This is a genomic window from Agromyces sp. NPDC058064, assembly GCF_042885275.1.
In the GTDB taxonomy this organism is placed as follows: Bacteria; Actinomycetota; Actinomycetes; order Actinomycetales; family Microbacteriaceae; genus Agromyces.
Window position 1 is genome coordinate 1 of the sequence record NZ_JBHVSE010000005.1, and the last position, 11,413, is coordinate 11,413.

8 protein-coding genes are annotated in these 11,413 nt (G+C 71.8%); 5 read left to right on the plus strand and 3 right to left on the minus strand.

Going from position 1 to position 11,413, the window contains the following annotated elements; genetic code table 11:
* Positions 1-198: 198 nt before the first annotated feature.
* Positions 199-3,969 (minus strand): multifunctional oxoglutarate decarboxylase/oxoglutarate dehydrogenase thiamine pyrophosphate-binding subunit/dihydrolipoyllysine-residue succinyltransferase subunit, encoded by a 3,771-nt coding sequence (locus ACFVSL_RS15545; protein ID WP_386941883.1) that lies wholly within the window; start codon positions 3,967-3,969, stop codon positions 199-201.
* 145 nt (positions 3,970-4,114) lie between these two features.
* Here ACFVSL_RS15545 and ACFVSL_RS15550 point away from each other — a divergent pair, with 145 nt between their 5' ends.
* The 4 genes from ACFVSL_RS15550 (at position 4,115) to ACFVSL_RS15565 (ending at position 8,718) form a co-directional block, all read left to right on the plus strand.
* Entirely contained in the window at positions 4,115-5,554 is a 1,440-nt protein-coding gene (locus ACFVSL_RS15550) for a GuaB1 family IMP dehydrogenase-related protein (RefSeq protein ID WP_386941884.1), read from the plus strand.
* A 115-nt stretch (positions 5,555-5,669) separates the two neighbouring features.
* Positions 5,670-7,004 carry a hemolysin family protein gene (locus tag ACFVSL_RS15555; RefSeq protein ID WP_386941885.1) on the plus strand — a complete coding sequence of 445 codons (1,335 nt, stop codon included), beginning with the start codon at positions 5,670-5,672 and terminating at the stop codon, positions 7,002-7,004.
* Between the two features lie 173 nt (positions 7,005-7,177).
* On the plus strand, positions 7,178-8,215 hold the full coding sequence (locus ACFVSL_RS15560) for a hemolysin family protein (protein WP_386941886.1): 1,038 nt from the start codon (positions 7,178-7,180) through the stop codon (positions 8,213-8,215).
* A gap of 74 nt (positions 8,216-8,289) precedes the next feature.
* A complete protein-coding gene (locus ACFVSL_RS15565; protein WP_386941887.1) occupies positions 8,290-8,718 on the plus strand; it encodes a VOC family protein in 429 nt (142 codons plus the stop codon).
* Between the two features lie 16 nt (positions 8,719-8,734).
* On the opposite strand, the gene ACFVSL_RS15570 is transcribed toward ACFVSL_RS15565, so the two are convergent.
* Together ACFVSL_RS15570 and ACFVSL_RS15575 are read right to left on the minus strand one after the other, a co-directional pair.
* Positions 8,735-9,850, minus strand: a complete 1,116-nt coding sequence (locus ACFVSL_RS15570) for an NADH:flavin oxidoreductase/NADH oxidase (protein WP_386941888.1) — start codon at positions 9,848-9,850, stop codon at positions 8,735-8,737.
* A complete protein-coding gene (locus ACFVSL_RS15575; RefSeq protein ID WP_386941889.1) occupies positions 9,847-10,479 on the minus strand; it encodes an HAD family hydrolase in 633 nt (210 codons plus the stop codon). Before ACFVSL_RS15575 ends, ACFVSL_RS15570 begins: the two co-directional genes overlap by 4 nt.
* A 23-nt stretch (positions 10,480-10,502) precedes the next feature.
* Here ACFVSL_RS15575 and ACFVSL_RS15580 point away from each other — a divergent pair, with 23 nt between their 5' ends.
* Complete coding sequence (locus ACFVSL_RS15580) at positions 10,503-11,351, plus strand: NAD(P)H-hydrate dehydratase (RefSeq protein WP_386941890.1); 849 nt, start codon at positions 10,503-10,505, stop codon at positions 11,349-11,351.
* Positions 11,352-11,413 lie beyond the last annotated feature (62 nt).

Below are 11,413 nucleotides of genomic sequence, written 5' to 3' on the forward strand. Positions count from 1 at the left end.
GCGCCCGCCCCCGCCCGGGCGGGGTTTTTGGGGGGCCCGCGCGGGGGGCCCCGCGGGGCGTTTTTGCACGGGGGGGGGCGGGGCCCCCCCGGGGCGCCCCCCACCGGCGCACCGAACGCCCGGTGCAGGCCCCGACGACGAAGCGAGCGGATGCCGTACGGCATCCGCTCGCTTCGTCGTGTCGAGTCGCGGCTTCGGCTAGAGCGTCGTCGCGCGGCGCACCAGCTCGGCCTGCTCGGTGGCGTGGCGCTTCGCCGAGCCGGTCGCGGGCGACGCCGCGGCCTGGCGGGCGACGACCGTGACCTCGCGCGGGCCCAGCTTGTTCGTCTCGATGATGAAGTACGGCCAGGCGCCCTGGTTCTCGGGCTCGTCCTGGGCCCACATCAGCTCGGCCTCGGGGTACGAGTCGGCGACGGCCTTGAGCTCGCCCGCGGGCAGCGGGTAGAGCTGCTCGAGGCGCACGACCGCGATCTCGGTGTTCTGCTGCTTGTCGAGCTCGGCGATCAGGTCGTAGTAGATCTTGCCCGAGACGAACACGACGCGCTTGATCGCCGACTTGTCGGTGATGCGCGGGTCGTCGAGCACGGGCTCGAAGCGGCCCTCGGTGAAGTCGGAGACCTCGCTGGTCGCGCCGCGCAGGCGCAGCATCGCCTTCGGCGTGAACACCACGAGCGGGCGACGGGGCCGTGCGTAGGCCTGACGACGCAGCAGGTGGAAGTACGACGCCGGCGTCGAGGGACGGGCGACCGTCATGTTGTTCTCGGCGCAGAGCTGCAGGTAGCGCTCGATGCGGGCGCTCGAGTGGTCGGGGCCCTGGCCCTCGTAGCCGTGGGGGAGCAGCAGCACGACGCTCGAGCGCTGGCCCCACTTCTGCTCGGCCGAGGAGATGAACTCGTCGATGATCGTCTGCGCACCGTTGGCGAAGTCGCCGAACTGCGCCTCCCACATGACGAGCGCGTCGGCGCGTTCGACCGAGTACCCGTACTCGAAGCCCATCGCCGCGTACTCGCTGAGGAGCGAGTCGTAGATCCAGAACTTCGCCTGGTTCTCCGACAGGTTCTGCAGCGGCAGCCACTCCTGGCCGTTCGCACGGTCGTGCAGCACCGCGTGGCGCTGCACGAAGGTGCCGCGGCGCGCGTCCTGGCCGGCGAGGCGCACCGGGGTGCCCTCGACGAGCAGCGAGCCGAGCGCGAGCAGCTCGCCGAAGCCCCAGTCGATCTTGCCGTTGCGGCTCATGTCGAGTCGCTTGGTCAGCAGCTGCTGGATCTTCGGGTGCACCGTGAAGCCGGCGGGCTTGTTGTTGAACGCGTCGCCGATGGCGTGCACGACCTCGACGCCGACGCCCGTCGTCTCGAGCTCGCCGGTCGGCTGCTCGGGCACCTGGGTCTGCTCGGTCGCGCCGATCACGGCGATCGCACCGGTCTGCACGGCGTGGGTCTCGGCGAAGGCGCGCTCGAGGCGGTCCTGGAAGTCGCGGTGCGCCTCTTCGTACTCGGCCTCGGTGATGTCGCCGCGACCGACGAGGGCCTCGGTGTAGAGCTTGCGCACGCTGCGCTTCTGCTCGATGAGGTTGTACATGAGCGGCTGCGTCATCGAGGGGTCGTCGCCCTCGTTGTGGCCGCGTCGGCGGTAGCAGACGAGGTCGATGACGACGTCGCGCTTGAACTCCTGGCGGTAGCGGAACGCGAGCTCCGCCACGCGGACGACGGCCTCGGGGTCGTCGCCGTTCACGTGGAAGATCGGCGCCTGGATCGTCTTCGCGACATCGGTCGAGTAGATCGAGGAGCGGGCGTCGCCCGGCACCGTCGTGAAGCCGACCTGGTTGTTGATGTTCACGTGGATCGTGCCGCCCGTGCGGTACGCGCGCAGCTGCGACATCTGCATCGTCTCGACGACGATGCCCTGGCCGGCCATGGCGGCGTCGCCGTGCACGAGGATCGGGAGGGTCGAGAAGGTGCCGATCGGCTTGCGGTCCTGCTTCGCGCGGACGATGCCCTCGAGCACGCCGTCGACGGCCTCGAGGTGCGAGGGGTTCGCGGCGAGCGAGACGGGCACCTGGTGGCCGTCGTCGGCGGTGAAGGTGCCTTCGGTGCCGAGGTGGTACTTCACGTCGCCCGAGCCCTGCCCGGCCGTGGCGCCCTCGAACTCGCGGAACACCTGGCCGTAGGTCTTGCCCGCGATGTTCGTGAGCACGTTGAGGCGGCCGCGGTGCGCCATGCCGATGGCGACCTCGTCGAGGCCCTCCTTCGCGGCGCCCTGGAGGATCTCGTCGAGGAGGGCGATGACGGACTCGCCGCCCTCGAGGCTGAAGCGCTTCTGCCCGACGTACTTCGTCTGCAGGAAGGTCTCGAACGCCTCGGCCTCGTTGAGCTTGCCGAGGATGCGCATCTGCTCGTCGTGGGTCGGCTTCTCGTAGGGCCGCTCGACCTCGTTCTGGATCCACTGACGCTGCACCGGGTCCTGGATGTGCATGTACTCGATGCCGATGGTGCGGCAGTAGGAGTCGCGGAGCACGCCGAGGATGTCGCGGAGGAGCGCGGTGCGCTTGTTGCCGAAGCCGCCGGTGACGAACTCGCGATCGAGGTCCCAGAAGGTGAGGCCGTGGCTCGCGATGTCGAGGTCGGGGTGCGAGCGCTGCACGTACTCGAGCGGGTCGGTGTCGGCCATCATGTGGCCGCGCACGCGGAAGGAGTTGATGAGCTCCTGCACGCGCGCCGTCTTGTCGATCGCGCTCGCGATGTCGACCGCGATGTCGGGCGCCCAGCGGATCGGCTCGTACGGCAGGCGGAGAGCGGCGAAGATGCCCTCGTAGAAGCCGCGCTGGCCGATGAGGAGCTCGTGCACCTTCTTCAGGAACTCGCCCGAGCCGGCGCCCTGGATGACGCGGTGGTCGTAGGTCGAGGTCAGCGTGATCGTCTTGCCGATCGCGAGGTTCGCGAGCGTCTTGTCGCTCGCGCCCTGGAACTCGGCCGGGTACTCGAGGGCGCCCGCGCCGATGATGCAGCCCTGGCCCTTCATGAGGCGGGGCACCGAGTGCACGGTGCCGATGCCGCCCGGGTTCGTCAGCGAGATCGTCGCGCCCGAGAAGTCGTCGGCCTTGAGCTTGTTCTGGCGCGCCCGCGAGACCAGGTCTTCGTAGGCGGTCAGGTACTCGTTGAACGACATCGTCTCGGCGCGCTTGATCGCGGGCACGAGGAGGGCGCGGGTGCCGTCGGGCTTCGGGATGTCGATCGCGATGCCGAGGCCGATGTGCGCGGGCTTCACGAGGCTCGGCTTGCCGTCGACCTCGGAGTAGAAGACGTTCTGGCTCGGGAACTCCTTCAGCGCCTGGATGAGCGCCCAGCCGATGAGGTGGGTGAAGCTGATCTTGCCGCCGCGGGTGCGCCGCAGGTGGTTGTTGATCACGATGCGGTTGTCGATCATGAGCTTCGCGGGCACGGTGCGCACGCTCGTCGCGGTCGGCACGGTGAGCGAGGCGTCCATGTTGGCTGCGAGGGCCTTGGGCATGCCCTTGAGCGGCACGACCTCGTCTTCGGCGGGGGCGTCGGCCACCACCGGCTGCGGGCTCGTCATGGGCACGTCGGCCGGCACCGGCTGCGTGCGCGGGGCCACCGAGGTCGTGCGCGCGGCCGGGGTCTGCCCGATCACGGGCACCGGCGCGGTCGCGGGGGAGGCGGGCGTGCCCGCGTCGGCGGCGGGGGCCGCCTGCGGGGGAGCCGCGGGCGCCTCGACCGACGTCTCTGCGGCCGGCGCGGCCGCGTCGCCCTGCGGGGCGGTGCCGTTCGTCGGGGCCGATGCGCCCTGTTCGCTCTGCGCGCGGCGCCGCTCGAGCACCGGCCTCCAGGTCTGGTCGACCGAGTCGGGATCGGCGAGGAACTTCTCGTACATCTCGTCGACGAGCCACTCGTTGGCTCCGTATTCGCCCGACGCCGTTTCGTCGGATCCCGCTCCGGTCAATTGGCTCGACACAGCCGCTCGCCCACTCTCTCCGTTGATGCTGGATTCTCGGAGATCGACCCGGCCGCGAACGCGTCGTGGCCGATCACCCACACAAGCCTAAACCCCGCGCGAGGCGCCTCGTGCACGCCGCAGGGGCGCGGCCTACGCTGAGGGCATGGAGTTCTACCGGACGGCCCCGACCCACGACCTGACCTACTCCGACGTGTTCCTCGTTCCGAGCCGCTCCGGAGTGACGAGCCGGCTCGACGTGTCGCTCGCCCCCGACGACGGCTCGGGGGCATCCGTGCCGATCGTCTCGGCCAACATGAACTCGATCACCGGGCCGCGACTCGCCGCGACGCTCGCCCGGCGCGGCGGCATCGGCGTGCTCCCGCAGGACCTCCATCTCCAGGACCTGGCCGAGTCGATCCGCTCGGTGAAGGCGCAGTCGCCCCGCTTCGACACCCCGCACGACTTCCACCCCGATGCGACGGTCGCCGACGCGCTCGAGTCGCTGCCGCCGTTCGAGGGCCACGGCATCGTTCTCCACGACACGGCGGGGCGCTACGTCGGATGCCTCGCCGCGACGCGGCTCGCGAGCGCACTGCCCGACGCCCGCCTCGGCGACCTCGTGCACGGCGGCATCGCCTCGCTCGACGCCGACGACGTCGACAGCCCGCGGCGCGCGTTCGACCTCATGGTCGAGGCCGAGCTCGACTTCGCCCCGGTGCTCGAGCACGGCCGGGTCGTCGGCACCCTGAGCCGGCGGAGCGCGCTGCGCGGCACGATCTACGAGCCGAACGTCGACCGCGAGGGTCGGCTGCGCGTCGCGGCGGCGGTCGGGATCAACGGCGACGTGGCCGCGAAGGCGCGCGCGCTCGCGTCGGCCGGCGTCGACATGCTCGTCCTCGACACGGCCCACGGGCACCAGGAGGGCATGATCCGTGCGGTGTCGACGGTGCGCGACCTCGATCTCGGCATCCCGATCGTCGCGGGCAACATCGTCACCGCGGCCGCGGTCGCCGATCTCGTCGAGGCGGGCGCCGACGTGCTGAAGGTGGGGGTCGGCCCCGGCGCGATGTGCACGACCCGCATGATGACGGCCGTCGGCCGGCCGCAGTTCTCCGCGGTGCTCGAGACGGCCGAGGCCGCGCGCGAGCTCGGCGCCCGGGTGTGGGCCGACGGCGGCGTGCGCTACCCGCGCGACGTGGCGCTCGCGCTCGCGGCCGGCGCAGCCTCGGTGATGATCGGCTCGTGGTTCGCGGGCACGGTCGAGGCGCCCGGCACGCTGCGGCGCGACGCGTCCGGCCGCCTCTTCAAGGAGAGCTGGGGCATGGCCTCGACGAAGGCCGTGCGCGAGCGCTTCGACCGCCTCTCGCCGTACGAGCTCGCCCGCAAGGAACTGTTCGCCGAGGGCATCTCGTCGTCGTCGATCTACCTCGACCCACTGCGGCCGTCGCTCGAGGACCTGCTCGACATGATCACCTCGGGGGTGCGCAGCTCGTTCACCTACGCGGGCGCGCGCACGCTCGCCGAGTTCCGCGAGCGCGCGCTCGTCGGCATCCAGTCGGCCACGGGCTACGAGGAGGGCAAGGCGCTTCCGGTCAGCTGGTAGGCGGCACGGCGTCCGCACGGGTCGCCCGCATATACTTGAACGACCATGGATGATCCTCCCTCTGCGAAGAACCCCGGCCATAGACCCTCGCCCGTGACCGTTCGGGGAGGCAGCGTTGTCTGAGTGGATACTGCTCGGCTTCGGACTCCTCCTCACGATCGGCACGGGCTTGTTCGTTGCGAGCGAGTTCGCGCTCGTCAATCTCGACCGCGCCGATCTCGAGGCGCGTCGCGAACGGGGTGAGACCCGCCTCGGCATGACGATCGCCGCGCTGAAGATCACCTCGACCCACCTCTCGAGCGCGCAGCTCGGCATCACGCTGACCACGCTGCTCACCGGCTACACGATGGAGCCGGCGATCTCCTCGCTCCTCGCGGAGCCGCTGGCCGCGATCGGCGTTCCGGCTGCGCTCGTGCGTCCCGTCGGCGCCACGACGGCGATCGTCGTCGCGACCCTGCTCTCGATGATCATCGGCGAACTGGTGCCGAAGAACTTCGCGCTCGCGCTGCCGCTCGCGACCGCGAAGGTCGTCATCCCGTTCCAGGCGGCGTTCACCTGGGTGTTCCGGCCCGCGATCGGCCTCCTGAACGGCAGCGCCAACGCCATCCTCCGCGCCTTCGGCATCGAGCCGAAGGAGGAGCTCTCGGGCGCGCGCTCCGCCGAGGAGCTCTCCTCGCTCGTGCGCCGCTCGGCCAGTGCGGGCCTGCTCGAGAAGGACACCGCGACCCTCCTCGGCCGCACGCTGCGCTTCTCCGACCACGACGCCTCCGACGTCATGACCCCGCGCCCGCGGGTCGCCGCGGTGCAGCGGCTCGAACCGGCCGAGGCCGTGCTCGAGCTCGCGCGCCAGACCGGCTTCTCGAGGTTCCCCGTCTACGACGAGAACCTCGACGACGTCGTGGGCGTCGTGCACGTGAAGCAGGCCGTCGCCGTCCCGCGCGAGCGTCGCGCCGAGGTGCCCGCGTCGGCGCTCCAGTCCGACGCGCTGCGCGTGCCCGAGACGATCAAGCTCGACGCGCTGCTCGGCGAGCTCCGCGGCCGCGGGTTCCAGATGGCGGTCGTCGTCGACGAGTACGGCGGCACCGCCGGGGTCGCGACCCTCGAAGACCTGGTGGAGGAGCTCGTGGGCGAGGTCGCCGACGAGCACGACCGCACGCGCGCGGGCATCGTGCGCCGCGGCGACAACGTGAGCTTCCCCGGAATACTGCGACCCGACGAGCTCGTCGAACGCACCGGCATCCGCGTGCCCGAGAACGGCGACTACGAGACGGTCGCCGGCTACGTGATGGCCGAGCTCGGGCGACTGCCCGTCGTGGGCGACGAGGTCGCGATCGACGAGGGCACCCTCAGCGTGCAGCGCCTCGACGGCCGCCGCATCGACCGGCTGCGCTTCGTCCCGAGACCCGTGCCGGCCGACGAGGCCGCCGGTGACGAGGAGGCGGGCCGATGAGCGCAGTGATCCACGGTCCGGCCGACCGGGTGGACCAGAACGAGGAGGCGGGCCGATGAGCGCAGTGACGCACGGTCCGGCCGACCGGGTCGACCAGAACGAGGAGGCGGGCCGATGAGCGCAGTGACGCACGGTCCGGCCGACCGGGTCGACCAGAACGAGGAGGCGGGCCGATGAGCGACTGGGCCGGCATCGCCTGGCTGTTCGTGCTGCTCGCGGCGAACGCCTTCTTCGTGGGCGCCGAGTTCGCCGTCATCTCGGCGCGGCGCTCGCAGATCGAGCCGCTCGCCGAGCAGGGCAAGCGCAGCGCCAAGACCGCGCTCTGGGCGATGGAGCACGCGACGCTCATGCTCGCGACGAGCCAGCTCGGCATCACGGTGTGCTCGCTGCTCATCCTGAACGTCTCCGAGCCGGCGATCCACCACCTGCTGGAGGTGCCGCTGCACCTCACGGGCTGGTCGGAGGAGGTCGTCTCGACGGTCGCGTTCATCGTGACCCTGGTGCTCGTGTCGTACCTGCACGTCGTGTTCGGCGAGATGGTGCCGAAGAACCTCTCGTTCTCGGTGCCCGACCGGGCGGTGCTGCTGCTCGCGCCGCCGCTCGTGTTCGTCGCACGCGTCTTCAAGCCGATCATCGTCGCCCTGAACGCGACGGCGAACGGGGTGCTGCGCCTGTTCGGCGTCGAGCCGAAGAACGAGGCCACCTCGACGTACACGCTCGAGGAGGTGCAGACGATCGTGCACCAGTCGCGCCGCGAGGGCGTGCTCGACGACGCGAGCGGCACGCTCACGGCGGCGTTCGAGTTCACGACGAAGCGGGTGAAGGATGTCGCGGTGCCCATGGCGGGCCTCGTGAGCCTGCCGCCCGGGGCGACGCCCGGAGACGTCGAGCGGGCCGTCGCCCGTCGCGGCTTCTCGCGCTACCCGATCCTCGGGGAGGACGGCGAGCCCGACGGCTACGTGCACCTGAAGGACGTGATCGACCTCGACGACGACGAGTTCGACGACCCGATCCCCGCGAAGCGGGTGCGACGGCTCGTCTCGATCTTCGACGGCACCGACCTCGAGGACGCGCTCGCCACGATGCGCCGCCTCGGCACGCACGTCGCGCGCACCTTCGAGGAGGACGGCTCGACGAGCGGGGTGATCTTCCTGGAGGACATCATCGAGGAACTGGTGGGCGAGGTGCAGGACGCGACCCGTCGAGGGTAGTCGCGAATGGGGGAGGGCGGCTGCCGGGTCGGCGGCGTAGAATTCTGTCGACCCGAGGAACACGAGGAATCATCATGTTCGAGAAGCTCATGGCGTGCGCCGTCCTCCCCGCCGCCGACATCGACCGGGCGCGAAGCTGGTGGCACGACGTACTCGGTCGCGACCCGGTGTACGAGGAGACCGAGGGCGGGATGCTGTTCTACGACGTCGGCGGGGTGGGGGTCATGGTGTACCGCACCGACTACGCCGGCACTGCGCAGAACACCGCGTTCAACTTCTTCACCGACGACCTCGACCGCGACATGACGGCCCTCCGCACGCACGGGGTCGTGTTCCACGACTACGACCTGCCGGGGCTCACGACCGTCGACGGCGTCGCCGAGATCGGCGACGAGCGCAGCGCCTGGTTCAGCGACAGCGAGGGCAACATCTTCGCGATCGGGCAGATGTCGGCCGAGTCGGCTGAACGCATGGCGAAGATGCGTTCGGGCTCGATGGGCTAGCCCCGAGCGGTCGTCGTCACCACTCGCCGTCGTTGTGCTCGGGCCTCGCCCGCAGGTACTGCGGCGGCCACATCGAGGTGCCCGCGCCCAGCTCGTGCGCGGCCCGCATCGCGAAGTGCGGGTCGCGCATCATCGCCTTGCCGAACATGACGGCGTCGGCTCGGCCCTCGGCGACGAGCTCCTCGGCGTGACGGGCGTCGGTGATGCGGCCGACGGCCGACACCGCGGCCTCCGCGTGCTCGCCGACGTACTCGGCGAAGTGCGCCTGGTACCCCGGCGCGACCGGGATGTCGGCCGCGGCGACGAGCCCGCCCGTCGAGATGTCGAAGAAGTCGGCACCCGCATCCTGCGCCCACGCGACGACGACGGAGGTCTGGTCCTCGTCCCAGCCGCCTGGCACCCAGTCGGTCGCCGAGAACCGCACGAACAGCGGCATCGCCTCGCCGATCTCGGCGCGCACCGCACGCACGATCTCGAGCAGGAGCCGGGCCCGGTTCTCGAGGCTCCCGCCCCAGCGGTCGTCGCGCTGGTTCGAGAGCGGGGAGAGGAACTGGTGCACGAGGTACCCGTGCGCGGCGTGGACCTCGACGAGGTCGAACCCGGCCTCGACCGCGCGCCGGGCCGCCGACCGGAAGTCGTCGATGACGCGGGCGATGCCGGCCTCGTCGAGGGCCAGCGGTTCGCGATAGCCGTCGAACGCGACGGCCGAGGCCGACACGGTCGGCCAGCCGCCCTCGTCGAGCGGCTGCGAGCCGCGTCGGCGCATCGGCTCGGGCCAGACCGAGGCCTTGCGCCCGGCGTGCGCCAGCTGGATGCCGGAGGCGGCGCCCTGCGAGCGGATGAACCGGGTGATCCGCGACCACGCCTCGGCCTGCTCGTCGTTCCAGAGCCCCGTGTCGTGATCGGAGATGCGGCCCTCGGGGCTGACCGCGGTCGCCTCGGCGACCACGAGCCCCGCGCCGCCCGCGGCCATCGCTCCGAGGTGCACGAGGTACCAGTCGTGCGGCACCCCGTCGCGCGCCGTGACCGAGTACTGGCAGAGCGGCGGCACCCAGACGCGGTTGCGGATCTCGAGTCCGCGGACCGTGATCGGGCGGAAGAGCGCGGGGCCGGCGGGCCCGGGCGCGCTCACGCGAGGCTCCGGAGCCAGCGCTCGAGCGCCGCGGCATCCGTGAAGACGTGCCCGTCGCCGCCGACCGCGCGGGCGCCCTCGACGTTCTCGGACCGGTTGTCGACGAAGAGGAGCTGCGCCGGCTCGATCGCCAGCGCGTCGATGACGTGCTCGTAGATCGCGGCCTCGGGCTTCACGAGCTCGAGCTCGCCGCTCACGAACACCTGATCGAAGAGCGGCGCGAACGAACCGTGGCGGAGCCAGCCCGAGAAGTCCGCCCCGGCGTTCGAGAGGAGCGCGATCCGCGTGCCGCCGTCGACGAGGGCGTGCAGCACCGCGAGGGTGCCCGGGTCGACCGACAGCCAGCTGCGATGGTCGATCGCCCAGAGCTCGTGCACGTCGAGCGAGCCCCACGTCGCCCCGGTGTCGTCGGCGACCGCCCGCCAGTAGCGGGCGATCGAGGTCGTCCCGCGGTCGAGGCCCTCCCGATGCGCCCAGTACGCGCCCCAGAACTCGTCGGCCGGCACGCCGGCGCGCGCGAGGAGCGCGGCTCGGTCGGCCTCGCTCGGCTCACGGGAGATCACCTCGCCGTAGTCGAAGACGACGACCGAGGGCGAGAGGCTGATCGGGGGGAGGGCTGTCGGAGTCATCCTGCTCAACCTATCGTTGGTACATGGGCGAACCGTGGCAGGAATGGACCGCCGACGAGGCGGCCGGCTGGGTGAGGGCGCCCGGCTCGGGCGACGACAAGTACACGCGGGGCGTGCTCGGCGTGATCACCGGGTCGACCGACTACCCCGGGGCCGCAGTGCTCGGGGTCGAGGCCGCGACGCGCGCCGGCGTCGGCATGGTCCGCTACACCGGTCCGCGCGGCGTGCGCGCCGCCGTGCTGCTGCGCCGGCCCGAGACCGTCACGGTCTCGGGGCGCGTGCAGGCCTGGCTCATCGGCTCGGGCATCGACCCGGGCCGGCGCTCGTTCATGCTGCAGGGCGACCTGCAGCACGCACTCGCCTCCCGCCTGCCCGTCGTGCTCGACGCCGGAGCGCTCGACCTCGTCGGCACCCACACCGCGCCCACCGTGATCACCCCGCACGCGCGCGAGCTCGCGAACCTGCTCGTCACCCGCGAGGTCGACGTGACCCTCGCCGAGGTGCGGGCCGACCCGGCCGGGTGGGCCGACCGGGCCGCGCGCGAGCTCGGCGTCGCCGTGCTGCTGAAGGGGGCGGTGACCCACGTCGCCGACCCCGACGGCGACCGCTACACGGTCACCGCGCCGACACATTGGCTCGCGAGCGCCGGCACCGGCGACGTGCTCGGCGGCATCCTCGGCGCCCTCGTCGCGACCCATCACCAGGAGCTCGCGGTGAACGCCGAGGCGCTGACGAAGCTCGCCGCCACCGCCGCGTGGATCCACGGGGAGGCCGCGCGTCGCGCGAGCGCCGCGGTCGAGGGCGGGCCCGTCGCCGCGCTCGACATCGCCGCGACGGTGCCGCAGGTGATCGGCGGGCTGCTGCAGCGCTGAGTCGTCGGCCGCGGGCCGCTCCGGCGCCCGCGTGCGCGCGGGGCCGCGAGCCCGCGGGTCGC

Bases quoted from the DNA above. Each gene is read 5' to 3' on its own strand.
- ACFVSL_RS15580 (WP_386941890.1), top strand. From the start codon at position 10,503: ATGGGCGAACCGTGGCAGGAATGGACCGCCGACGAGGCGGCCGGCTGG.
- ACFVSL_RS15560 (WP_386941886.1), top strand. From the start codon at position 7,178: ATGAGCGACTGGGCCGGCATCGCCTGGCTGTTCGTGCTGCTCGCGGCG.
- ACFVSL_RS15550 (WP_386941884.1), top strand. From the start codon at position 4,115: ATGGAGTTCTACCGGACGGCCCCGACCCACGACCTGACCTACTCCGAC.
- ACFVSL_RS15565 (WP_386941887.1), top strand. From the start codon at position 8,290: ATGTTCGAGAAGCTCATGGCGTGCGCCGTCCTCCCCGCCGCCGACATC.
- ACFVSL_RS15575 (WP_386941889.1), bottom strand. From the start codon at position 10,479: ATGACTCCGACAGCCCTCCCCCCGATCAGCCTCTCGCCCTCGGTCGTC.